The following is a 24220-nucleotide window of genomic DNA, read 5'->3' on the forward strand; positions in this document are numbered from 1 at the left end:
GGCGGCGATCACTTCTGGTCGAGCAAATGGCCCATTTTGGCGGCCTTGGTCGCCAGATAGTGTTCGTTCTTCGGGTTGCGGCCGACGATCAGCGGCACGCGCTCGCTGATGTTGATGCCGGCTTCGGTCAGGATCTCGACCTTTTTCGGGTTGTTGGTCAGCAAACGCACCGCGTCGACGCCCAGCAGTTTGAACATGTCGGCGCACAGGGTGAAGTCGCGCTCGTCGGCGGCGAAGCCGAGCTGGTGGTTGGCTTCCACGGTGTCTGCGCCCTTATCCTGCAGGGCATAGGCGCGGATCTTGTTCAACAGGCCGATATTGCGGCCCTCCTGGCGATGATAAAGCAGGATGCCGCGGCCTTCTTCGGCGATCTGCTCCAGCGCGGCTTCCAGTTGAAAACCGCAGTCGCAGCGCAGGCTGAACAGAGCATCGCCGGTCAGACATTCGGAATGCACGCGCGCGAGCACCGGCGCTTCGCCGGAAATATCACCGAATACCAGCGCCAGATGGTCATGCCCGGTCGCCAGTTCTTCGAATCCTACCATCAGGAAATCGCCCCAAGGTGTCGGCAGTTTAGCCTCTGCCACCCGTTTAAGCTGCATGTCACTCTCCACAAAAGCGTACGATTCAATCATTGTCGCGCATCCTAAGTCCGGTTCGGTAAATTGACCAAGACTAAAACGTGCTACGCCGATCTCTATTTCGTTAATTATCGGCTATTTTGCCACAACTTCTTGCCGGGCGGTGCTCAGCAAACCAGCAGATGGCGTTTTCTGGCCACCTATTATTGCGATAGGTTGCCTATCTGTTTAATTTTTCGCGTGTTATCAATATTGCACTCTTGTTACACTGCTGCCTGATTCACGCAGAGGAAGAATAGAATGTATGAGATAGCAAAACGCACGGCGGGCGGCGCACTGCTGCTGCTGTTGATGCCGCTGGCGGTCTGGGTATCCGGTTGGCACTGGCAACCCGGCGGCAATGAGCCGCTGCTCAAAGCGCTGTACTGGGTGACCGAAACCGTGACCTCGCCATGGGGCATTCTGACCAGCGCTATCCTCTGCGGCTGGTTTTTGTGGTGCCTGCGCTTTCGCCTGAAGGCGGCTATCGGTCTGGCGCTCCTGCTTTTCGCCGCGCTGGTGATCGGGCAGGGGGTCAAGTCGTTAATCAAGGATCGGGTGCAGGAACCGCGGCCGTTCGTGGTATGGCTGGAGCAAACCCACGGCGTGGACGGCAAATACTTCTATTCGCTGCATCGCAAAGAGCGCAGCGCGCTGGTGCGCGAGCAATTGCAGGATCAGACGCTGGTGCCGAACTGGCTGCGCAAGCACTGGCAGTTTGAAACCGGCTTCGCTTTCCCGTCGGGGCACACCATGTTCGCCGCCACCTGGGCGCTGTTGGGCGTAGGGCTGCTGTGGCCGCGCCGCCATTATAAAACCGTCGCGCTGCTGATGGTGTGGGCGACCGGCGTGATGGGCAGCCGTCTGCTGTTGGGCATGCACTGGCCGCGCGATCTGGCGATGGCCACGCTGATCAGCTGGCTGCTGGTGGTGGTTACCTGCTGGCTGGCGCAGCGCTGGTTCGGCCCGCTGGCGCCGCTGCCGCAAGAGCAGCAGGAAATCGCGGCGCGCAAGCCGGAATAAGCACGCTTCTCGCAGGCGCCAGTCAGGCGCCTGCCATCAACACCTTCACCCCTACCTTCTCAAAGGCCTGTATGGCGGTATCGCTGATACCGTCGTCGGTAATCAAATAGTCGATATGCTGCCAGTCACAGGGCAATGCGAACATCGACACCTTATCGATCTTGCTAGAGTCGGCAACCACATACACCGTGTTGGCTGCGTTGATCATCGCCATTTTCAGTTTGATGTCGGTTTCGCTTGGGAAACTGAGTCCGTGACGGGGTGAGATACAGGCCGTTGCGAGGAACAGTTTCTGGGCCAGCACGTTTTCGAAGAAGCTGGCGGCTTTATCCCCGGAAGTGGAGAGCGTCGGAAATTTGAACGAGCCGCCGGTCAGCAAAATGTTCACGCCCGGTTCGCCCCCCAGCTGCAGCGCGATATTGACGCCGGTGGTGATAACGGACAGTTTCTTGATGTGGTTCAGGTGATTGGCGATAGCCGTAGTGGTGGTGCCCGAATCAAGAATGATGGTGTCGCCCGGCTCGATAAAACCGGCGGCGAGCTTGCCGATGCGATCCTTGGCGGTCAGGTTGACCTGGCGTTCCAACAGCATGGCATGGGTATTTTGCTTGCCGTCGATCAGGGTTGCGCCACCGTGGAAGCGCTGCACGTAGCCTTGTTGCTGCAGAACCCGCAGGTCGGTACGAATGGTCGCCTCGGTCAGCTTGAAGGTATCGGTAAGCATTTTGACCGTCGCCGAACCGTCTTCGCGGATCATGTCGAGGATCTTTTCGCGCCGTTGCTGCATTTCCGCCAGCTGTTCGCTTTTGCTTTTCAATCGAAAGACTCCTGCACCTGTCAGTTCCCGCCGCGCGGTTTGCCACGGCAATTCCTTAATTGATGTGCTGAATTCTAGCTTGCGATTATTGATAAAGCTACGGATAAACCCAGTCAAATCCTTTTGGTTTTTATTCGAAAATCAATGAGGTCAGTAAAAAAACAGCGGTAAAAACGAACTTAAAGTAGTCTTTTTGTTCATATGTAATTGTTATTTAAATATTTTAATGATTTGCGGTTTTGCCTTTTGAGTGCTTTTGTTTGAAATTTGATCTTGCCCACATTAATTATCGTTTTTGCTGCTTATGATTTCCATTCGAAAATCAAAGGCGAGTTAGCGGATCGGTTTCGATGCGATAACGATAATCAAGGCGCTTAAGCAGAGGTGACGATGGACTTCCAGGCGATTAAAAACACGGCGCGCCAGGCGCGCCGATATGTGGTGACCATGAACCATAAGGCAGGCAAGGGCCATACCGGCGCCGACCTATCGGAAATCGACATCATCTGCACCTTGTATATGGCGGTGATGGATCGCAGCAATGTCCGGCCCGATCAGGATCGGTTTATTTTGTCTAAAGGGCACGGCGCCGGCGGTTTTTACTGCAGCTGCGCGGCGATGGGCCTGCTTGATCCCGCGGTGCTCGATCAGTTCATGGGCGACGACACCTTGCTGGCCGGGCATCCGGTGCGACAGAAACTGCCGGAACTGGTAGAGATTAACTCCGGCGGTTTAGGGCATGGCCTACCGATCGCCGTGGGGCTGGCGCTGGGCAACAAATTGGCCGGGCGCGCACATCGCCGCGCTTTTGTGCTGCTGGGCGACGGTGAGCTGGCGGAGGGATCCAACTGGGAGGCGGCAATGGCGGCCAGCAAATTCAAGCTGGATAACCTGATTGCCATCGTCGATCGCAACCGGCTGCAGTTGGCGGGTAAGACAGAGGCCATCATGCCGCTGGAACCGCTGGCGGAAAAATGGCGCGCTTTCGGTTTCGAAACCCTGGAGTGCGACGGGCACGATCCGGCGGCGCTGGTGGCGGCGATCCAACGCCCGAGCCAGGACAAGCCGCGGGTGATTTTAGCCAATACCGAAAAGGGTCACGGCGTGTCGTTTATGGCTAACGTTGCCGCCTGGCATCACGCGGTACCGGACGAACAACAGCTGGCGCAGGCGCTGGCGGAACTGGAGGGGTGAACATGCAGGATTTACGCGATGCCGTGGTGACGGCGTTGATCGAAGAGCAGCTGGCGGGTGCAGATCTGAGCGTGATGGTCGCGGACTCCACGTCCACGTCGAAAATTGCACCTTTCGAGCAGGCTTATCCAGAGCGGGTGGTGAACGTCGGAATTGCCGAACAGAACATGGTGGGCATGGCCGCCGGCATGGCGCTCAGTGGCCGTACGGTCTTTACCGCCAATGCCGCGCCTTTTCTGTTTGCCCGTTCTAACGAACAGATGAAAAACGATGTTTGCTACACGGAAACCAACGTGAAAATGCTCGGCCTGAATGCCGGATTCGGCTATGGGCCGCTGGGGGCGACGCATCACTGCATGAACGATATCGCCATCGCCCGCACGCTGGGCAATCTCAGCGTCTATGCGCCGGCGGATGCGCGGCAAGCGGCAGAGATTGTCCGCCATGTCATCGCGCAACCCGGCCCGGCCTATATCCGCATGGACAGCGACAAGCTGCCGGTGTTGAACGCGAGCTATCACTTCCGCCCCGGAGAGCCGGAGGTGTTGCATCAGGGCTCTGACAATCTGGTGTTTTGCCTGGGGACGGTGGCTCATGAGGCGATGAAGGTACTGGCGTTGGGCGAAAATCCGACCATCGTCTCGTTGCCTTCGCTCTGGCCACTCAACGAGGCGGCGGTAGTGGCGTTGATGCGTTCGCACCGTCGGGTGCTGACCATGGAGGAGCACGCCCTCAGCGGTGGCCTGGGTACCATCATCGGTGAACTGTTGCTGCGGTATCAGCTGTCGCGGCCGTTTACCGCACTGGGCGTGCCGGCTTACGAATTTACTCACAGCAGCAGCCGGGCGGCGCTGCGGCGTCAATATGCCATCGACGCTGCAGGATTACAGGCTCAGTTAACGCAATAGGGGGAATGCGATGGATCGGAACGAATACGACGTCAATTTACGCTACGGTGTCGATAGCCGGATGTCGCTGGCAGGGAAGGTTACCGTGATCACCGGCGGTCTGGGCGGCATCGCGATGGCCGCCAATCGCCTGCTGTTGGAAAAGGGCGCGCGCCTGGTATTGATGTATCCGGCCTTTGAACAGGACAAGGCCGCGGCAGCGCTGCGAGAGTTGGGGGAAGAACAGGTGTTCTGCCAGGTATGTGACGTGACCGATTCCGACTCGGTGGCTGCCGCCTTCAACGCGGCTCAATCTCGCTTTGGTCGGCTCGATATCCTGGTCAACTGCGCGGGCTACGTCAATTTGCAGCCGGCGACGGAGGTCACGCTCGAGGAGTGGCAGCGCCATCTGGCGGTCAATCTCACCGGGCCCTTCCTGTGCTCGCAGGAACTGGCGCGCCGTGCGATAACCGCCGGCCACGGCGGGAAAATCATCAACATCGCATCACAGGCGGCCTCCATCGCCATTGACGATCACTGCGCTTACACCTCCGCCAAGGCAGGGCTGCTGGGCATGACCAAGGTGATGGCCAAAGAATGGGCGCCGCACGGCATTACGGTCAACACGTTATCGCCCACCGTGGTGCTGACGCCTATGGGAGAGAAAGCCTGGCGCGGCGAGAAGGGCGAGACGATGAAAAAACTGATCCCGCTGGGGCGTTTTGCTTATACCGACGAAATTGCGGCGGCGATCCTGTTTTTTGCCAGCAACGGCAGCGACATGATTACCGGCGCGGACCTGATGATCGACGGCGGTTTTACCATTTGGTAAGCGGCAACCGCAGCGATCGCCAACACCAGACGATGTTCAACACAACGATAAGAGAACACCATCATGAGAAAAATAGCCACTTACCTTACCCTGCTCACCGGTTTTGCCTGCACCTCTGCCATGGCGGCGGAAAAGGGCACGATCGCCATTCTCGTCAATTCGCTGGATAACCCTTATTACTCCGCAGAGGCCAAGGGGGCCGAGACCAAGGCCAAGTCCCTCGGTTACCAGACGCTGGTGTTGTCGCACGGCGAAGACGTTAAGCGCCAGGGGGAGCTGATCAGCTTGGTTATCGGCCGCAAAGTACAGGGCATCATTTTGGATAACGCCGATTCCCAGGCCAGCGTCGCCGCCGTGCAGCAGGCGAAAAACGCCGGTATTCCGGTGGTACTGATCAACCGCGAGATCCCGGTCGATGGCGTAGCGTTGGCGCAGATCACCCATAACAACTTCCAGGCCGGCTCGGACGTCGCCAACCAGTTTGTAGAAAAAATGGGAGAAACCGGCAAATACGCCGAGCTGACCTGCAACCTGGCGGATAATAACTGCGTCACGCGCTCGCAGTCGTTCCACAACGTGATCGACCAATATCCTGAGATGGTCAGCGTGGCGCGTCAGGATGCCAAGGGCAATCTGCTGGAGGGAAAACGCATCATGGACAGTATTCTGCAGGCGCATCCGGACATCAAAGGCGTGATCTGCGGCAACGGCCCGGTGGCGCTGGGGGCAGTGGCGGCGCTGAAGGCCGCCGGCCGGCAGGATGTCACCGTGGTGGGCATCGACGGCAGCAACGATGAACGCGACGCCATTCTCAACGGTAGCCTTTATGCCAGCGTGATGTTGCAGGCGCAGGCGATCGCCGCGCAGGGCGTTGAAATCCTCGACGGCTATTTCCAATCCGGCAGCTATACCGGCAAGGAGCGCGTGATGTTCCGCGGCATCCTGATCGGCAAAGACAATGCGCAACGGGTCAGTGACTTCAACTTCAAACCGTAATCCGCGCTGAGCGGTGTCTTTCATCACCCCGTCCCGGCGGCGGGGTGCGATCGGAGGTGTTGTTATGTCGATGCGCATTGCGCTGGCCGTCACCGTCGTCCTGACGTTGAGCGGTTGCCGTATCGTCTCGGAGAAAAAACTGGCGGAGCTTCGCTCCCCGGTGAATCCGCATGTGGCGCAGGCGGCGGAGATTTACCGCAGCCAAATCGCCCCGCAAGCGATCAAAACGGCGCAGCCGCTGGGCGAGCTGATCGCCCGGATCGCCCAGGCCAAGGATTTTGACAGCGCCTGTGGTCTGCTGGGGTACCGCGCTCAACCGGAGTTTCCTTGTTATTTCAACGTTAAGGTCAGCGGTGAAGTCGCGGCGGTCAACACCCGGTCGCGCAGCGGAAAATTAACGCTCAAACTGACCGATGCGCCGCTCAGCAGCGTGGAGGTGCAGATAGGGCCGGTTTATCGCGGTACGGCGTTGCGCGACAGCTATCGCGGCCTGAGCTACAGCGATTTCAATGACCAAGCGTTGTTCGGTGATTTCGCCAGGGCGATTAATCAGGCTTCGATCGACGAACTGGCCGGATCCCAACCCAAGGTGGGTGACCACATTACCGTGTATGGCGTATTCAGCAGCTGGCAGGCACCTGCCGAGCCGCTGTTGATCACGCCGGTACGCATTCAACCTTAAGGGGGCGTGATGAGCGAACCGGTCATTATTCAAACGCGCAACGTTTCGCGTCTCTATCCCGGCGTCACGGCGTTGGATAGCGTGAATTATCAAGTGATTCGCAATCAGGTCAACGTACTGATCGGCGAAAACGGCGCCGGCAAATCGACCATGATGAAGCTGCTGGCGGGGGTGGAAACCCCGTCCTCCGGCACCATCGAGCTGGAGGGAAAAGCGGTGACGTTAACCTCCACGCAGAAGGCGGAGCGGCTCGGGATCAGCATTATTTTCCAGGAGCTGAATCTGTTCCCCAACCTGTCGGTGATGGACAACATTTTTATGGCCAACGAGTTCTTCCAGCGTGGCCGCATCAATGTGGATTATCAATATCAGCTGGCCAAAGCCTTGCTGCAGCGGCTGGAGTTGGACATCGATCCGCATACGCCGTTGGGCAGCCTCGGTATCGGCCATCAGCAGCTGGTTGAAATTGCTCGCGCGTTGGCGAAGGACACCCGGGTGCTGATCATGGATGAACCAACATCGGCGCTGAGCCAGGCTGAGGTGCGCACGCTGTTTCGGGTGATCGCCGATCTGAAAAAACGCGGCGTCACCATCATCTACATTTCTCACCGTCTGGAAGAGCTGATGGAGATTGGCGATCGCATCACGGTGTTCCGCGATGGGCGTTTTGTTGCCGCCGAGTCGGTCTGCAACGTCAGTATTCCGTGGATCATCGAAAAAATGGTCGGGGAAAAGAGCAAACACTTTGATTATTGCGCGGCAGAGCAAGGGGATGAAGTGCTGAAGGTCGAGCGGTTGACGCTGCCGCGTGAAAGCGGCGGCTATTGCCTCGACGACGTCAGTTTTTCACTGCGCAAAGGGGAAGTGATCGGCATTTATGGCCTGTTGGGCGCCGGCCGCACCGAACTGTTCAAGGTGATCAACGGCGTGATGCGCCAGACCGCCGGCCGCATTCTGCTCAACGGCGAAAGCGTGGAGCGGTTGGGGTTTCGTCAACGCATGGCGTTGGGCATGGCGCTGGTGCCGGAAGACCGGCAGGCGGAGGGGTTGGTGCAGATGATGTCGATCAAGGCCAACATGACCCTGGCCAGCCTGGGGCGCAATGCACTGCGGCCGTTGGCGGCGGCTGGGGAGTGCGCGCTGGTCGATGGCATGATCGAAAAACTGGCGATCAAGGTGAGCGACCGGGAGCTGCCAATCACCAGCCTCAGCGGCGGCAATCAGCAAAAGTGGTGTTGGGCAAGGCGCTGCTGACCGGGCCGCAGGTGGTGTTTCTCGATGAGCCGACGCGCGGAATCGACGTCGGCGCCAAAACGGACGTTTATCACCTGATTGGCGCTATGGCACGCCAGGGGCTGGCGGTGATGTTCTCTTCGTCGGAGCTGGATGAGGTGGTCTCACTGGCCGACCGGGTGATGGTGATGGCGGACGGGAAGCTGACGGCCGATCTGCCGCGCGAACGGGCCGATCGCGAAACGCTGATCCGCGCCTCAACCCCACATGCATAAGGATAAGGCAATGCAAACCAAATATCGGTTGTATATGTATTTGCTGCAGGCGCGCACCTTCATCGCCCTGTTGTTGGTGGTGCTGTTTTTCAGCAGCATGGTGCCGAATTTTCTGACCGTCTCCAATCTGCTGATCATGACGCAGCACGTGGCGATTACCGGGTTGCTGGCGGTTGGTATGACGCTGGTGATCCTCACCGGCGGCATCGATTTGTCGGTCGGCGCGGTGGCGGGCTTGTGCGGGATGATCGCCGGTGCGCTGTTGACCGTCGGTATCCCGCTGTGGGACGGCAACCGGCTGTTTCTCAACGTTTTCGAAGTGATCGGTGCGGTGGCGCTGTTGGGCGTATTGTTGGGGTTGGTCAACGGCACGCTGATTACGCGGCTCGGCGTTGCGCCATTCATTTGTACCCTGGGCGCAATGTACGTGGCGCGTGGGGCGGCGTTGCTGACGGCGGACGGCAAAACCTATCCCAATCTGGTGGGCATGGAAGCGCTGGGCAACACCGGTTTCGCGGCCCTGGGATCTGGCACCTTTCTGGGCATTTACAATCCGATTTGGCTGATGTTGGCCATCGTGTTGTTGGGGATCTATCTCACCAAGAAAACGCCGCTTGGGCGCTATATCTATGCGATTGGCGGCAATGAACCGGCAGCGCGGCTGTCGGGGGTGCCGATCGTCAAAGTGAAAATGTTCGTCTATGCCTTTTCCGGGCTGTGCGCGGCGCTGGTGGGGCTGGTTATCGCTTCACAATTGCAAACCGCGCACCCGATGACCGGCAATATGTTCGAGATGGACGCCATCGGCGCGACGGTACTGGGCGGTACGGCGCTGAGCGGTGGCCGCGGCAGGGTATTCGGTTCGATCATCGGTGCCTTTGTGATCGTTTTTCTGGCGGACGGTTTGGTGATGATGGGCGTCAGCGAGTTCTGGCAAATGGTGATTAAAGGTTTGGTGATCGTCACCGCCGTGGTGATCGATCAGTTCCAGCAGCGTTTGCAAAGCAAGGTCATTTTGATGCAGCGCCAGGAAAAAAAAGCGGCGCAGCCGCTGGCTGAGGTGAGCCATGGTTAAAGCGGATTGCATTGTCGCGTTGGACGAAGGCACCAGCAACGCCAAGGCCGTGGTGGTGGATGTTCAGGGGGCGATCGTTGCCAGGGCCAGCAGGCCGCTGACGCTGCAGACGCCGCAGCCCGGTTGGGTGGAACAGCGGGGCGAGGCCTTACTGGAAGCCTCTCTGGCGGTGCTGCGGGAAGCGATTGCGTTGGCCGGGGCATCCCGTATTGCCGGTATCGCCATCAGCAACCAGCGTGAAACTGCCATCGGTTGGCGACGTTCCGACGGCCAGCCGATCGGGCCGGCCTTAACCTGGCAATGTGCGCGCGCTGCCGATTTTTGTGAACGGCTGCGGCACGATCGGCAGGCCGAAGTGGTGCGTCACGCCACCGGTCTGCCGCTTTCACCGCTGTTCTCGGCGTCGAAAATGCGTTGGTTGCTCGACCATTGCGAAGAGGGGCAACGGATGGCGGAGAACGGGGAGATCTGCCTTGGTACCATCGATGCCTGGCTGCTGTGGCAGTTGAGCGGAGGACAGGCATTCGGTTGTGATACCTCCAATGCCGCTCGTACTCAACTACTGAACCTTGCTTCCGGCGATTGGGACGAGCGGATGCTGGCGCTGTTCAACATTCCCCGTCAGGCGCTGCCGACGATCCACCCTTCCAGTCATCTGTTCGGCACGACGTTGGGATTGGAAGGCATTGCCGACGGCATTCCGATTGGCGCGATGGTGGGCGACTCGCATGCGGCGCTGTACGGCCATGCGCTTGGCCAGGCAGGGCAGGCTAAGGCCACCTATGGCACCGGATCATCGGTGATGGCGCCGATCGCCGAAGCGCTATGCGGTACGAGCGCTTTGGCAACGACCGTCGCCTGGCACGATGGTGGGCGTATGCAGTATGCGCTGGAGGGCAATATTCCCCACACCGGCGACGCCATTGCCTGGATGCTGGATATCACCGCCATACCGCCGGGGGACGAGGCGCTGTTAAGTGAGCTGCCTGTTCGCGTGTCCGACAGCGGCGGCGTTTATTTTGTACCGGCCTTGACCGGGGCCGGTGCGCCCTGGTGGGACGAACAGGCGCGCGGCGTGATCTGCGGGCTCAGTCGCGGCACGCGGCGGGAACATGTGGTGCGGGCCGCTTTTGAAGCGGTGGCTTATCAAATCGCCGATGTGATCGACGTATTGCGGCAACAGCCGGGCTTTGTACTGCAGGGGTTAATGGCCGATGGCGGCCCGAGCCGCAATGACTGGCTGATGCAGTTTCAGGCCGATTTGTTGGGTTGCCCGGTGTGGCGCAGCAACACGGCGGAACTCTCGGCGCTGGGGGCGGCGCTGATGGCGATGCGCAGCCTGTGGGGGACTTCCGATCGGCAACTGGTGGCATTGTTGCCCCAACATGATGAATTTAAACCCGATATGCAGCGCCATCGGCAGCTGCAGGAAAACTACAGCGCCTGGCGGCAGGCGGTACAACGCACCTTGTGGCGGCCGCAAGCGGCTGCATTGATGACAGGAGAACAACCATGAATCGTGATTTCACGGGAAAAACCGTGGTGATTACCGGCGCATGCCGCGGCATTGGCGCGGGTATCGCCGAACGTTTCGCCAGTTTGGGTGCCAATCTGGTGATTGCATCGAATGCGGAACGCATTCTGACCACGGCGGAAACGCTGCGCCAGCGTTATCGGGTGGCGGTTCTGCCGATTATCCTCGACGTGACCGATGAAGCGCAGGTGATTGATTTTTATCGTCAGGCGTGGGAGCGATTCGGCGCGATCGACGTTTCGATTCAAAATGCCGGGGTGATCACTATCGATCGTTTTGACCAGATGCCCAAAAGCGATTTTGAGAAAGTGTTGGCGGTAAATACCACGGCGGTCTGGCTCTGCTGCCGGGAGGCGGCCAAATATATGGTCGGCCAACGCCGGGGGCGGCTGATCAACACCTCTTCCGGTCAGGGACGTAACGGGTTCATTTACACACCGCATTACGCCGCCAGCAAAATGGGCGTGATCGGCATTACGCAGAGTTTAGCGCTGGAACTGGCACCGCATGGCATCACCGTCAATGCATTCTGCCCCGGCATCATTGAAAGCGAGATGTGGGAATATAACGACCGCGTTTGGGGCGAAATTCTCAGTGGCCCGGAAAAAACCTATGGCAAAGGAGAGTTGATGGCCGAGTGGGTGGCGGGGATTCCCCTTAAGCGCGCCGGTCAACCCGAGGACGTGGCGGGCCTCGTGGCTTTCCTTGCCTCGGACGATGCCGACTATATTACCGGCCAGACCATCAATGTGGACGGCGGGTTAATCATGTCCTGACGTGACCATGTCACAAAAAGGTGGCGTCGGATCGGCGCCGCATTAACCGCTTACATTTTCCCGCCATTGCAATCCGCCCGGCCGCCCCCATATCCTTATAAATTCGACGTTTTGAGAAGCTTTCTCATCAATTTGTTCGCTAAGGCCGTTTACTGCCGAATATGCCAGCAGATATGTGGTTTTATCGTGCCGCAGGGTTTCCCTGCCGCAACGGGAAATGCTAACTTAAGGGTTAGGGACGCCACGTTTTGGCATCGTTCATCCGATTCACTCGGCATCGCGGGAAAGAATGTGAAATATTTGCTGATTTTTTTGTTGGTTCTGGTGATCTTCGTGATTTCCGTCACCTTGGGTGCGCATAACGATCAGGTGGTCAATTTTAACTATCTGGTTGCGCAGGGCGATTATCGCGTATCGACCCTGTTGGCCACGCTGTTTGGCGCCGGTTTCGTTCTTGGCTGGATCATTTGCGGTCTGTTCTACCTGCGCACGCGCATTGCGCTGGGCCGCGCCGAGCGCAAGATCAAAAGGCTGGAGCTGCAGCTTGAGCAGCCCGCTGAACCGGCGGCTCAGCCCGTTGTCAGCAAGGAATAATCCTCTATGTTAGAACTGCTGTTTCTGTTGCTGCCCGTGGCTGCCGCGTACGGTTGGTACATGGGGCGCAGAAGCGCTCAGCAGGATAAACAGCAAGAAGCCAACCGCCTGTCGCGTGAATACGTGGCAGGGGTGAACTTTCTGCTTTCCAACCAGCAGGACAAGGCGGTCGATCTGTTCCTCGACATGTTGAAAGAGGACAGCAACACCGTTGAAGCCCACCTGACGCTGGGTAACCTGTTCCGTTCGCGTGGCGAAGTCGACCGCGCCATCCGCATCCATCAGGCCTTGATGGAAAGCGCCTCCCTGACCTTCGAACAGCGTCTGCTGGCGGTACAGCAGCTGGGCCGCGACTATATGGCGGCCGGGCTGTACGATCGTGCGGAAGACATGTTCAGCCAGTTGACTGACGAAGCGGATTTTCGCGTATCGGCGCTGCAGCAACTGCTGGTGATCCATCAGGCCACCAGCGATTGGCAAAAAGCGATCGACGTGGCGGAAAAGTTGGTCAAGCTGGGTAAAGAGAAACAACGCGTCGAGATCGCACACTTCTATTGTGAACTGGCGCTGCAGGCGATGGGCAGCGACGATCTCGATCGGGCGATGAGCCTGCTCAAGCGTGCGGACGCAGCCGATAAACAGTGTGCGCGCGTGTCCATCATGTTCGGCCGCATCTATATGGCGCAAAACGACTACGCCAAAGCCGCCGAGTCGCTGCAACGCGTACTGAGTCAGGATAAAGAGTTGGTCAGCGAAACGCTGCCGATGCTGCAGGAATGCTACACCCATCTGCCGGAACAACAGCACAACTGGGCTGAATTCCTGAAGCGCTGCGTAGAAGAGAACACCGGTGCCACCGCCGATCTGATGCTGGCCGAGATCATCGAGCAGCACGAAGGGCGCGACGTGGTGCAGGTGTATATCAACCGCCAGCTGCAACGCCATCCGACCATGCGGGTATTTTACCGGCTGATGGATTATCACCTGGCGGACGCCGAAGACGGCCGGGCGAAAGAGAGCCTGCTGCTGTTGCGCGATATGGTCGGCGAGCAAATTCGCACCAAACCGCGTTACCGCTGCCACAAATGCGGCTTCACCGCGCACTCGCTCTATTGGCATTGCCCGTCGTGCCGCGCCTGGTCATCGGTTAAACCGATCCGCGGCCTGGATGGGCAATAACGCCGCGGCTCGACAAAATAAAACGGGGCGATTTATCGCCCCGTTTTTTTATGTTTGTCTGTTCGTCGTTTACCTTTTCTTGCCGCCTTTGGCGCCGGTTTTCAACAGCTGGCGGAGTTTCTTCAGCTCTTTCTGGCTCAGAGGCTGTTCAATTTCTTCTTCGGTGCTTTGGTTGTCTATCTCGCCGTGGTGCAGCTCATCCGCCTTTTTGGCCGGTTTTTCTGCCTTGGCGGCGGGCGCGCTGAAGCTGCTTTCCAGGCGCTGGCATACTTCCACGCTCAGCGAAAATTCGTTTTCAGCGGCGGCGGCGCGGATTTTTTCCTTGAGTTCCAGAGGAATTTTAATGGTAAGTGTCGATATCTCGCTCATTTTGAAAGCCTTTCTGCAGGAAGATGCCTTCAAGCTAAGCCACTGGCGATCGGGTGTCTAGTGTGTAATAAAAATTTAATATTTATGTAACAAATGAGGGCGGGGCAAACGCGGGTTTTTTAGGCGAGAAACAGAGGCAGGGCCCGAGTGAGCGGGCCCTGTACCGGAAACATTATTTGTAGATGATCGCGGTGCCGCTCAGCATGTTGTTACCACCGGCGGAGATGATGCGGTAGCTGCTGGCGCCCTGGGCATCCGCTTTAGCGGCCAGCTTTTTCTCCAGGCTGCTGAGGGTGGTCGCGTGACCTGCGGAAACGACGCCGGTGGCAGTCAGGCTATCGGCCTGCTGGCTGCTGATCGGTTCAGCCGCGAAGGTGGCGAAAGAGGTCAGTGCGATAGCGGCAGCGGCCGCAAAATTTTTGATGGTTTTCATAGGTGACTCCAGTCTGTTTATTAAGGAAGGAAGCCGTTCGCTTCCGATGTGGTGAATAATAAAGCATCTGTGCCAATTGAAAATCTGATAATGCTGAGTAAGTGATTCAAAATATCTGATTAACAATTTACGCATCTTTACGGCGTTTTACGCTGCGTGGTTTATTGCTGACGCGCTTTCGTTGACGCGCCATGACAAAGGTGAGAAGTAACATGACAGAGCGCCGGTGCGCGCTGCGGCTGGGATTTCTGGCCCTCGGCATGTAGAATGCGGCGGTCAGTTTCGCGGGTGAGTCCCTGATTATGTCTATTTTAGAGAAGGTAGAAGAAATGAAGTCTGAAAATAAAGCTAATAACAATGACTTAAAATCATCTCCAATCGTTGTGGCGCTAGATTACGCCGATAAGAACGCTGCGCTGGCGTTTGCCGACCGTATCGATCCGCAAGACTGCCGGCTGAAAGTGGGCAAAGAAATGTTCACGCTGTTTGGGCCGCAGCTGGTGCGCGATCTGCATGGGCGTGGCTTCGACGTGTTTCTCGACCTGAAATTCCACGATATTCCCAATACCACCGCGCATGCGGTCGCGGCGGCGGCCGAGCTGGGCGTTTGGATGGTCAACGTCCACGCCAGCGGCGGCGCGCGCATGATGACCGCCGCTAAAGAAGCGCTGGCGTCATTCGGGGCGGATGCGCCGCTGCTGATCGCCGTGACGGTGCTCACCAGCATGGAAGAGGAAGACCTGCGCGGCATCGGCATCGAGGCCAGCCCGGCGGAACACGCCGAGCGCCTGGCGCGCCTGACCCGCGACTGTGGGCTGGACGGCGTGGTGTGTTCGGCACACGAAGCGCAGCGGCTGAAGGCGGCCTGCGGGCAGGCATTCCAGCTGGTTACGCCGGGGATCCGCCCTGAAGGCAGCGCGGCGGGCGATCAGCGCCGTATCATGACGCCGGTGCAGGCACAGGCCGCCGGCGTGGACTACATGGTGATTGGGCGTCCGATCACCCAATCTGCCGATCCGGCCGCGACGCTGCGCGCGATCCGCGCCTCTTTGGCCTGAGGAACTGCCGATGAATGACGATAACAGCCGCCTGGTGTATTCCACGGACACCGGCCGTATCAAGCAGGAAGAGGTTAAACCGCAACGCGCCAAGGGTGACGGCATCGTGCGCATCCAGCGTCAAACCAGCGGCCGCAAGGGGAAGGGCGTGTGCCTGATCGCCGGTATCGATCTGGATGATGCTGCGCTCGACAAACTGGCGGCCGAGCTGAAGAAGAAATGTGGCTGCGGCGGTTCGGTGAAAGACGGGATCATCGAAATCCAGGGTGATAAACGCGATCTGCTCAAGCAGCTGCTGGAAGCCAAAGGCATGAAGGTCAAGCTGGCGGGCGGTTGAGCTGAATCGCCATGCCGCGGTGCAATGCCGCGGCATGGCTTGAGGTTGTTGCTGCCGGGGGTTAGCCCGTTAACGGCAAAAGACCCATAGACTTAAAGTAAAACAGACCTGAAATCATCGTTATTCTGGATAATACGTCAAAGCGCCGAGGCGCTTTTGCCAGCCTGTCGGCCGAGGGCGCTCGGTCAGGTTATTTGCCAACCTGGTGACCGATAATGCCCCCCACCGCAGCCCCACCCAGCGTGCCCAACGCGCTGCCGTCTGTCAGCACTGCGCCGCCGACTGCGCCGGCACCGGCACCGATAGCGGTGTTGCGATCGCGTTTGGACATGTTGGAACAGGCGCTGAGTGAAAACGCCAGAGTCAGTGCCAGAGCGGCGGTGGCGAAACGTTTATTGATAATCATCATAATGACTTCTCCTTAGCATTGGCTATATGGAAGTGCCCTATAAGTATAGGCGCTAACCATAAATCAGGCCTGCCGTTGGTTCCCATACAGTATCGATATAAAAAATGGCATTTTTTGTTAAAAGCCGAATAATTAGCAAGTTACGGCCCAAAAGTTGCCGAAACTGAGTATAGGTTTCTCGGGAAGGATAAACAGGTAAATAGTCTTAAAATCCCGCTGCGCAGGGGGAAAGGCGCGCGGCGTGGCCCGCGCGGCGCGCTTGGTACGATGGCGGCCCGCGTTAGTCGTTGACCAACTCCACCTGTATGCCCTGGCGTTTCAGCTGATGCTGATACTCGAGCGCCAAACGCGAATCGGTGATCACCCGGCTGATCTGGCCCGGCTGCGCCAGCGGGTTGGGCTGGATCTGGCCGAATTTGCTGGAGTCCGTTAGCACGATATTCTCCACGCCCTTGGCCAGCACTGCGCTGACCACGTCGGCGCGCATCATGTCGCGGCCGGTAAAGCCGGTTTCGGCCTGAAAGCCGTCAATGCCGATAAACGCCTTGTTGAAATGCACCTGCTGAATGCACAGCCGCGTGAGTGGGCCGACCACGGTCTCGCTTTTCTTCTGGTACATGCCGCCCAGCACAATCACGTCGCAGTCGGTTTCTTTCAGCAGGTTGGCGATGTAATGGCTGACGGTGATCAGCGTAATGCGCTTGCGTTCGGCGATGTAGCGCGCCAGCAGGGCGTTGGCGCTGCCGCTCTCGATGAAGATCGTCTCGCCGTCGTTGACCTGCGCGGCGGCGTACTGCGCCAGCCGCTGCTTGAGAGTGAAGTTGGACATCATGCGGGCGTCGACGTCGTCGCTCTCCAGCGCCACGGCGGAGCCATGTACCCGCTTCAGGTAGCTGCGCTTTTCCAGCAGGTTGAGATCTTGCCGGATGGTGACTTCCGAGACGCCCGAGGCGCGCGCCAGCTCATTGACGCTGATTCGCCGGCGATCGTTAACCAACTGCAATATGGTCTGTTGTCGTAAATTCATATCGGCCTGATGATGCGGCCGCCAAGGTGCGGCCGCTAAGAGTCAAAGGTTTAAAGAGTATGTTCTGTGCGCGCAATAATATCATCCTGCGCCTCAGGGGATAATGCGGTAAAGAAGGCGGAATAGCCAGCTACGCGAACCACTAAATCACGATATTGGTCAGGGTGTTGCTTCGCTGCCAGCAGCGTTTCGCGCGACACGATGTTGTACTGCACATGCCAGCCGCGATAGCTCTCGAAGAAGGTGCGCAACATCAGCATCAGCTTTTCCCGATCGCGTGGGTTGTCCAGCGTCGTCGGGTTCAGCTTTTGGTTGAGCAACACGCCGCCGAGGATCGCTCCGGTCGGTAGCTTGGCGAGCGAATTGAACACCGCCGTCGGCCCCAGGTGGTCGGTGCCGGACGCCGGGCTGGCGCCTTCCGCCAGCGGCTGGTGCGCCTTACGGCCATCCGGGGTCGCCAGGGTGGCGGCGCCGAAGGGCACGTTGGCTGAGATAGACGACGTACCGGCGTAGTAGCCGCCGCCGATCGGCCCGCGGCCGAAGCGGGTGTTGCGATACTGCTTCAGTTCCTCGATGTAGGTTTGGTAGGCGCGCACCAGCAGCCGATCGACGTCGTCCACGTCGTTGCCGTATTTGGGCGCGGCGTTGAGCAGCCGCTGGCGCAGCTGTTCGCCATCCAACCCGGCGAAGTCGTCGGCCAGCGCCGCCGCCAACTGCTGCTGGCCGATTGTCTCTTGCTCGAACACCAGTTTGCGCACCGCCGCCAGGCTGTTGCCGAGGTTGGCGATGCCGACCTGCAGGCCAGAAACCCAGTCGTACTTGGCGCCGCCTTGCTTGATGCTTTTGCCGCGTTCGATGCAGTCATCCACCAGCGCGGAACAGAGGATATCGTGGGCGTTCTCCTCCAGCACGCTGTCCACCACGCATTCGATCTCAATTGACTTGCGCGTGTAGTAACGGATTTGCCGATCCCATGCCGCCATCACCTGCTCGAAATCGGCGAAGTTCCCTTTGGACAGCGCCTGCTCCTGCGGCAGGAAAATCTGCCCGGAGGTGGCGTCGCGGCCCTGTTCCAGCGCCGCCAGCAGCACGCGGGCGAAGTTGATGAAGCTCATGCCGGTGCAGCGATAGCCCCATTTGCCGCCGACGGCGGTCTCGATGCAGCCGATGGCGGCATAGTCGTAGGCATCCTGCGGCTCAACCCCCAGTTTGATGAACTCGGGAATGACGATTTCGTCGTTGTTGAACGCCGGCATACCAAAGCCGCAGCGGATCACCTGCACGCAGGCGTCGAGGAAATCGGCGCTCATTCCGGCGTGGTAACGCACGCTGAGGTTGGGTTGGGTGGAGCGCAGGCGGCCGCAGGATTCGAGAATGGCGTAGGACAGCGGGTTGACCGCGTCGCACGGCCGGCCGTCGATCAGTTTTTGGCCGCCGATGGTGACGTTCTGGTACAGCGGGCTGCCGGCGGAGGCCTTGGAGTGCGAGCCGGAGCGGATCTTGTTGACCTCCAGCAGCTTCAGCCAGCAGCTGTGCAGCAGCTCGATGGCGTCTTCCCGCGCCAGGTTTTGCTCCAGCTCGACGTCGCGCCGATACCAGGGATAGAGATATTGGTCGAGGCGACCAAAGGAAACCGAATGGCCGTTGGATTCGATCTGCAACGTCAGCTGGATGAAATAGCACAGCTGCAGCGCCTGCCAGAAGGTCCGCGGCGGGCGATGGGCGATCAGATCGCAGTTGTCTGCGATAGCCAGCAGCTCGGTGCGCCGCCAGTCGCGGGTTTCGCGTTGCGCCATGTCGCGCGCCAGGCGGGCGAAGCGCAGGATGTGCTCGCTCAGCGCCGCCAGTACGATGTCGATGGCGTTGAGAAACTGCGCTTTGTGCAGATCTTCCCACTCGGTCAGGTGCAGGCGGCTGCGGCGCGCGTTCACCTTTTCACGCAGGCCGTCGAGGCCTAGCGCCAGCAGCAGCGGGAAGTTGACCGCCAGATGGGCGTCGCCGGAGGTCATGTTGCCCTCGGCCTTGATGATGCCGGTGGCCAGCAGCGCCTTCTGTTCGTCGGTAAACATGCCGTAGCAGCGATCCTGCACCGTTTGGCCGCGCCACCAGGGGCAAAGACGGTGCAAAATCGCCTTGTTCTCTTCGCTGACCGAGAAGCCGGCGCCCGGCCGGTCGGCCAACTGGTCGATCTCGTTTTCTATCCAGCCGACGGTGTATTCGGGGAAGATCGGCGCGGCGCGCAGCTCACTGGCCTGGTTGCCGATGATCAGCTCGTCGTTGGCGATCCAGATACTGCGCTTCGCCAGGTGGTTGGCCAGCGCCAGCGCACGGCGCACCGGCAGCGGCCGATCCTGATGCTGTTGATAGGCTTCGGTATAGTGCTGCGCGCGTTCGGTGCACACCGGCGGTTTGACGATGTGGATCAGCGCGTTCTTATGCGCCTGAATACGGGCGCTGAGGGTGGTCAAATCCAATGTGGTCATGGCGTTATCCTCGCAAAATGGCGGTCAGGCCTTTGGCGCCGGCGTACGCTTCGGCGAAGGCCAGCAGATCGGGCGCGTCCAGCGGCGTGCGGGCGGCGCGGTAGGGCTCGCCGAGCAGGTGATACTTGTTGATGCCCAGCGTGTGGTACGGCAGAAAATGGATCTCCGATACGCCGATCTCGTCGGCGGCGAAGTCGACAATCGTGCGGACAGAGTGGCGATCGGCGTTGAAATCGGGGATCAGCGGCACGCACACGGTCATTGGCACGCCGTGCGCCGCCAGCCGGCGAAAATTGTTCATCACCCGACGGGCGGAGCCGCCGGTCCAGGTTTTGAAGCGCGCTTCATCGGTGTGTTTGAGATCGGCCAACAGCAGATCCAGCCAGGGCAACGAAGGGGCGATGTAGCGCCAGGGAACGTGCAGACAGGATTCGACGGCGGTGTGGATGCCGGCTTCGCGGCCGCGCCGCAGCAGCTCCGCCGCGATTTCCGGCTGCATAAAGGGTTCGCCGCCGGACAGCGTTAAACCGCCGCCGCTGCGCAGGTAGAAAGGCTTATCCCGCATCACCTCGGCCATGATATCGTCGGGGTTGACCGCGCTGCCGCACAGGCTGAGCGCGCCGGTCGGGCAGGCGGCGGCCAGCGCCGCATAGTCGTCTTTGCTGATGACGTCGCGCCGCAGCGTCAATGCTCCCTCGTCACGCCGCAGGCCTTGCGGGCAGCGCTCGGTGCACAGCGTACAGCCGCTCAGGCACAGGCGCTCGTCAAACAGCAGATCCGCGTGGCGCGAGCGGCTTTCCGGGTTCTGACACCAGCGGCAGCTCAGCGGGCACCCTTTTAAAAAGACCACGCTGCGGATGCCAGGGCCATCATGGGTCGAGTAGCGCTGCAGATTGAAGAACATGAGTCACCCGTTTGGTGTTGCTGAATCTTTCGCCATTAAAGATGTTTCGAATGAAAGTTGAATTGATTTTGGTCAAAAGTTGACAGGGTTTTTGCCCTATGATGATCAGAGTTTGAATCCGCCCACAGAACATGACACAGGAGTCCGTGATGGAGCTTTATCTCGATACCGCCGATGTGACTGCGGTAAAACGCCTGGCGCGCATTCTGCCGCTGCACGGCGTCACCACCAACCCGAGCATCGTGGCGAAGGAAGGCAAGCCGATCTGGGAAGTGCTGCCTGCGCTGCGCGACGCCCTCGGCGGCACCGGCAAGCTGTTCGCGCAGGTGATGGCGGCCGATGCCGAGCGCATGGTGGCGGAGGCGGCGCTGCTCAGCCAGCGCGTACCGGGGCTGGTGGTGAAGATCCCGGCAACCGCCGAGGGGCTGGCTGCGATCAAGAAGCTTAAAACGATGTCCATTCCGACGCTGGGCACGGCGGTATACGGCGCCGGGCAGGGGCTGCTGGCGGCCTTGGCCGGGGCGGAATATGTGGCGCCTTACGTCAATCGGCTAGATGCGCAGGGCGGCGACGGTATCGAAATGGTGCACGAGCTGCAGCAGCTGCTGAGCCTGCACGCGCCGTCGGCGCAGGTGCTGGCCGCCAGCTTTAAAACGCCGCGCCAGGCGCTGGAATGCCTGCTGGCGGGCTGCCAGGCCATCACGCTGCCGGTGGATGTGGCGGAGCAGTTCCTCAGCGCGCCAGCGGTGCAGGCCGCGGTCGAGAAGTTCGAGCAGGATTGGCAGGGGGCTTTCGGCTCCACGCTGCTGGGTTAAAGCCTGGCCAGTAAAAAGGGCGCCGCGGCGCCCTTGCTGGATGACTGAAACGCTTAGCTGCGGCCGGTTTCTTCCCTAAGCGCGGCGCTCACCTCATGCGCCGTCGGCTGTTCGGCACGCAGCGCCCGGCGGATCGCGAAGAAGGCGGCGATCAGCATGGTTACCGCCACCAGCATAAAGAACCCGCACAGCGCGGCGTTGATTTGGTTGCTGAACACGATGGTCTCCATGTCTTTCAGCGATTTGGCCGGCGCAATGATCGTGCCTTGCTCAATGCCGGTGGAGAATTTCTTCGCCTGCGCCAGGAAACCGATGCTCGGTTTCTCGTGGAAGATTTTCTGCCAGCCGGCGGTCATGGAGGTCACGAACAGCCAGGCGGTCGGCAGGATGGTAACCCAGGCGTAACGCTGTTTTTTCATCTTGAACAGCACCACGGTGCCGAGGATCAGCGCCATCGATGCCAGCATCTGGTTGCCGATGCCGAACAGCGGCCACAGGGTATTGATGCCGCCGAGCGGATCGACCACGCCTTGATACACGAAGAAGCCCCAGCCGGCTACCGCCACCGTGGTGCCCGCCAGATTGCCGAACCAGGAACGGTTGTTGGCCAGCTGCGGCACCGCCACGCCCACCAGATCCTGCACCATAAAGCGGCAGGCGCGGGTACCGGCGTCGACGGCGGTCAGGATGAACAGCGCTTCGAACAGAATGGCGAAGTGGTACCAGAAGGCCATCATCGCCCGGCTGTTGAACACCTCGCTGATGATGTGCGCCATGCCCACGGCGAAGGTTGGGGCACCGCCGGCGCGCGACAGGATGGAGTTCTCACCTACCTCTTTGGCGATCAGCGCCAGCGTTTCCGGCGTGACGATAAAGCCCCAGCTGTTAATGACCTGCGAAGCATTTTCCACCGTGGTGCCGATCAGCGCCGCCGGTGAGTTCATGGCGAAGTAAACGCCCGGATCCAGCACCGAGGCGCAGATCAACGCCATGATGGCGACGAAAGACTCCATCAGCATGGCGCCGTAACCGATAAAGCGAATGTGGCTTTCGCGTTCCACCAGCTTGGGCGTGGTGCCGCTGGAGACCAGCGCGTGGAAGCCGGAAATGGCGCCGCAGGCGATGGTGATGAACAGGAACGGGAACAGGGCGCCGGCGAACACCGGGCCGCTGCCGTCGATGAAGCGCGAGACCGCCGGCATTTTCATCTCCGGCATGGCGAAGACGATGCCGATGGCCAGGCCGATGATGACGCCGATTTTCATAAAGGTGGAAAGGTAGTCGCGCGGCGCCAGCAGCAGCCACACCGGCAGCACCGAAGCGACGAAGCCGTAGATCACCAGCACCCAGGTCAGGGTGGTGCCGTGCAGCGTGAAGAACGGCCCCCAGTAAGGATCTTGCGCCACGTTGCCGCCGTAAATAATCGCCAGCAGCATCAGCACGAAGCCGATCACCGAGATTTCAGCGATCTTGCCCGGCCGGATAAAGCGCATGTAGATGCCCATGAACAGGGCGATCGGGATGGTGGCGGCGATGGTGAACAGCCCCCACGGGCTGTCGGCCAAGGCTTTTACCACCACCAGCGCCAGCGCCGACAGGATGATGATCATCACCCCCAGCGCGCCGAGCATGGTGATCACCCCGGCGAATGCGCCCAGCTCTTGCTTGGCCATTTCCCCCAGCGAACGTCCGTCGCGGCGTGTGGAGATGAACAGCACCAGGAAATCCTGCACCGCGCCGGCCAGCATAACGCCGACCAGGATCCAGATGGTTCCCGGCAGGAAGCCCATCTGCGCGGCCAGAATCGGCCCCACCAGCGGCCCGGCGCCGGCGATGGCGGCGAAGTGGTGGCCGAACAGCACCCATTTGTTGGTGGGCACGTAGTCCAGGCCGTCGTTGTGGCGTTCTGCCGGGGTCAGACGGCGGTCGTCCAGTTCAAAGACCTTATCGGCAATGAACCGGCTGTAGAAGCGGTAGGCGATGCTGTAGCAGGCGACGGCGGCGACCACCAGCCAGACGGCGTTGACGTGTTCGCCGCGGCTGAGCGCCAGCATGGCGAAGGCGAAGGCGCCGACCAACGCCACCAGCAGCCAGATAAGTCCTGACCTGATGTTTTTCATGAAACAACTCCTTGGCGTACAGAGGTAAAAATCGACGTTGTTATTAGGAATGACGTTTTAACAGTAGAAGTTTTGCCGCCGAACCGCGGCAGGTCGGATGAGAAATGTGAAGCAGGTGGGGTTTTAGTGTAAAATATTGCGCGGCGAAACTTTTGATACAGATTTGCAAATTATTTGATACGAACAAAAATCCATCAATCGCAGTACATTTGATACAACTTTGAAGCGTTATTATAAATTACCCGGCTTCGGATAAGGCTTCGGTGTGAATAATTTGGTGTTGAGCCGTTTACGAGCCTTCTTATTCAAAAAGCGAATGTAACGAAACTGCTGGAACCTATGCACGGTTGCCCGGTCGATATTGGCCCGAAGGTGCTCACCGCGCTTGCCCCCTCTCTTTATGGCATTGAGGGCGATCTCGTGATACCACTCTCCGTCGAGCTCATAGAACCGTGAGAAATGGCTGCCAAAAAACTCAAAATTACTCGCCTGGTACACAACCCCGAAACACCCGCACCGCTCATCCGCGAACGATTGCACCCATTGCA

General features: G+C 59.3%; 24 protein-coding genes and 1 pseudogene. 15 read left to right on the top strand and 10 right to left on the bottom strand.

Features of this window, described 5'->3' with window-relative positions; translation table 11 throughout:
* Positions 1–8: 8 nt before the first annotated feature.
* Complete coding sequence (gene ribA, locus AC4PR2_RS21890; protein ID WP_019452695.1) at positions 9–602, bottom strand: GTP cyclohydrolase II; 594 nt, start codon at positions 600–602, stop codon at positions 9–11.
* A 279-nt stretch (positions 603–881) separates the two neighbouring features.
* Between ribA and pgpB the strand changes: the two genes are divergently transcribed.
* Positions 882–1643, top strand: a complete 762-nt coding sequence (gene pgpB / locus AC4PR2_RS21895) for a phosphatidylglycerophosphatase B (RefSeq protein WP_087762718.1) — start codon at positions 882–884, stop codon at positions 1641–1643.
* A 22-nt stretch (positions 1644–1665) separates the two neighbouring features.
* Here the strand turns inward: pgpB and AC4PR2_RS21900 are convergent, their stop codons facing one another.
* On the bottom strand, positions 1666–2460 hold the full coding sequence (locus AC4PR2_RS21900) for a DeoR family transcriptional regulator (protein ID WP_197808239.1): 795 nt from the start codon (positions 2458–2460) through the stop codon (positions 1666–1668).
* A 390-nt stretch (positions 2461–2850) separates the two neighbouring features.
* On the opposite strand from AC4PR2_RS21900, the gene AC4PR2_RS21905 reads away from it, so the two are divergent.
* From AC4PR2_RS21905 to lapB, 11 genes and pseudogenes are all read left to right on the top strand, one after another.
* Positions 2851–3654 carry a transketolase gene (locus tag AC4PR2_RS21905; protein ID WP_049200074.1) on the top strand — a complete coding sequence of 268 codons (804 nt, stop codon included), beginning with the start codon at positions 2851–2853 and terminating at the stop codon, positions 3652–3654.
* Between the two features lie 2 nt (positions 3655–3656).
* Positions 3657–4562, top strand: coding sequence for a transketolase family protein (locus AC4PR2_RS21910; protein ID WP_049200073.1), 906 nt, complete (start codon positions 3657–3659; stop codon positions 4560–4562).
* Between the two features lie 10 nt (positions 4563–4572).
* Positions 4573–5373, top strand: a complete 801-nt coding sequence (locus AC4PR2_RS21915; protein ID WP_197780161.1) for a GolD/DthD family dehydrogenase — start codon at positions 4573–4575, stop codon at positions 5371–5373.
* Between the two features lie 63 nt (positions 5374–5436).
* The gene (locus AC4PR2_RS21920; protein WP_049195436.1) at positions 5437–6369 is read left to right on the top strand and encodes a D-ribose ABC transporter substrate-binding protein; all 933 of its coding nucleotides are present in this window, start codon (positions 5437–5439) and stop codon (positions 6367–6369) included.
* A 64-nt stretch (positions 6370–6433) separates the two neighbouring features.
* Positions 6434–7051 (top strand): DUF2291 family protein, encoded by a 618-nt coding sequence (locus AC4PR2_RS21925; RefSeq protein WP_049200071.1) that lies wholly within the window; start codon positions 6434–6436, stop codon positions 7049–7051.
* Positions 7052–7060: 9 nt separating this feature from the next.
* Positions 7061–8559: pseudogene (locus AC4PR2_RS21930) on the top strand (sugar ABC transporter ATP-binding protein).
* A 10-nt stretch (positions 8560–8569) separates the two neighbouring features.
* Positions 8570–9634 (top strand): ABC transporter permease, encoded by a 1065-nt coding sequence (locus AC4PR2_RS21935; RefSeq protein ID WP_087762719.1) that lies wholly within the window; start codon positions 8570–8572, stop codon positions 9632–9634.
* The gene (locus AC4PR2_RS21940; RefSeq protein WP_060439826.1) at positions 9627–11150 is read left to right on the top strand and encodes an FGGY family carbohydrate kinase; all 1524 of its coding nucleotides are present in this window, start codon (positions 9627–9629) and stop codon (positions 11148–11150) included. The genes AC4PR2_RS21935 and AC4PR2_RS21940 overlap by 8 nt, the downstream gene beginning before the upstream one ends.
* Entirely contained in the window at positions 11147–11944 is a 798-nt protein-coding gene (locus AC4PR2_RS21945) for an SDR family oxidoreductase (protein WP_049271279.1), read from the top strand. Before AC4PR2_RS21940 ends, AC4PR2_RS21945 begins: the two co-directional genes overlap by 4 nt.
* A 291-nt stretch (positions 11945–12235) precedes the next feature.
* The gene (locus tag AC4PR2_RS21950) at positions 12236–12538 is read left to right on the top strand and encodes a LapA family protein (protein ID WP_004930650.1); all 303 of its coding nucleotides are present in this window, start codon (positions 12236–12238) and stop codon (positions 12536–12538) included.
* Between the two features lie 6 nt (positions 12539–12544).
* Positions 12545–13717 (top strand): lipopolysaccharide assembly protein LapB, encoded by a 1173-nt coding sequence (lapB, locus tag AC4PR2_RS21955; RefSeq protein ID WP_025303023.1) that lies wholly within the window; start codon positions 12545–12547, stop codon positions 13715–13717.
* A gap of 69 nt (positions 13718–13786) precedes the next feature.
* On the opposite strand, the gene AC4PR2_RS21960 is transcribed toward lapB, so the two are convergent.
* A complete protein-coding gene (locus tag AC4PR2_RS21960) occupies positions 13787–14086 on the bottom strand; it encodes an Arc family DNA-binding protein (protein WP_330112817.1) in 300 nt (99 codons plus the stop codon).
* Between the two features lie 172 nt (positions 14087–14258).
* Positions 14259–14519 carry a multiple stress resistance protein BhsA gene (bhsA, locus tag AC4PR2_RS21965; RefSeq protein WP_149572564.1) on the bottom strand — a complete coding sequence of 87 codons (261 nt, stop codon included), beginning with the start codon at positions 14517–14519 and terminating at the stop codon, positions 14259–14261.
* Between the two features lie 329 nt (positions 14520–14848).
* Between bhsA and pyrF the strand changes: the two genes are divergently transcribed.
* Entirely contained in the window at positions 14849–15577 is a 729-nt protein-coding gene (gene pyrF / locus AC4PR2_RS21970; RefSeq protein WP_330112816.1) for an orotidine-5'-phosphate decarboxylase, read from the top strand.
* A 10-nt stretch (positions 15578–15587) separates the two neighbouring features.
* Positions 15588–15914, top strand: coding sequence for a stress response translation initiation inhibitor YciH (gene yciH, locus AC4PR2_RS21975; RefSeq protein WP_038876234.1), 327 nt, complete (start codon positions 15588–15590; stop codon positions 15912–15914).
* 190 nt (positions 15915–16104) lie between these two features.
* Here the strand turns inward: yciH and osmB are convergent, their stop codons facing one another.
* The 4 genes from osmB to AC4PR2_RS21995 all read right to left on the bottom strand — a co-directional run bounded on the left by osmB (position 16105) and on the right by AC4PR2_RS21995 (position 20737).
* Positions 16105–16323 (bottom strand): osmotically-inducible lipoprotein OsmB, encoded by a 219-nt coding sequence (gene osmB, locus AC4PR2_RS21980; protein ID WP_004945176.1) that lies wholly within the window; start codon positions 16321–16323, stop codon positions 16105–16107.
* A gap of 280 nt (positions 16324–16603) precedes the next feature.
* Positions 16604–17350 carry a DeoR/GlpR family DNA-binding transcription regulator gene (locus AC4PR2_RS21985; protein WP_038876236.1) on the bottom strand — a complete coding sequence of 249 codons (747 nt, stop codon included), beginning with the start codon at positions 17348–17350 and terminating at the stop codon, positions 16604–16606.
* A 50-nt stretch (positions 17351–17400) separates the two neighbouring features.
* A complete protein-coding gene (locus AC4PR2_RS21990; RefSeq protein ID WP_330112815.1) occupies positions 17401–19833 on the bottom strand; it encodes a formate C-acetyltransferase/glycerol dehydratase family glycyl radical enzyme in 2433 nt (810 codons plus the stop codon).
* A gap of 4 nt (positions 19834–19837) precedes the next feature.
* Positions 19838–20737, bottom strand: a complete 900-nt coding sequence (locus AC4PR2_RS21995) for a glycyl-radical enzyme activating protein (RefSeq protein WP_492175454.1) — start codon at positions 20735–20737, stop codon at positions 19838–19840.
* 149 nt (positions 20738–20886) lie between these two features.
* Here AC4PR2_RS21995 and fsa point away from each other — a divergent pair, with 149 nt between their 5' ends.
* Positions 20887–21552 (top strand): fructose-6-phosphate aldolase, encoded by a 666-nt coding sequence (gene fsa / locus AC4PR2_RS22000; RefSeq protein WP_060418544.1) that lies wholly within the window; start codon positions 20887–20889, stop codon positions 21550–21552.
* Positions 21553–21605: 53 nt separating this feature from the next.
* Here fsa and AC4PR2_RS22005 read toward each other — a convergent pair whose 3' ends face one another.
* Together AC4PR2_RS22005 and AC4PR2_RS22010 are read right to left on the bottom strand one after the other, a co-directional pair.
* Complete coding sequence (locus tag AC4PR2_RS22005) at positions 21606–23672, bottom strand: carbon starvation CstA family protein (RefSeq protein ID WP_047730578.1); 2067 nt, start codon at positions 23670–23672, stop codon at positions 21606–21608.
* A gap of 231 nt (positions 23673–23903) precedes the next feature.
* Positions 23904–24220: Mom family adenine methylcarbamoylation protein (locus tag AC4PR2_RS22010; RefSeq protein WP_492175455.1), on the bottom strand; the 317-nt coding region annotated here is incomplete at its 5' end.

It is taken from the genome of Serratia sp. A07, assembly GCF_058725505.1.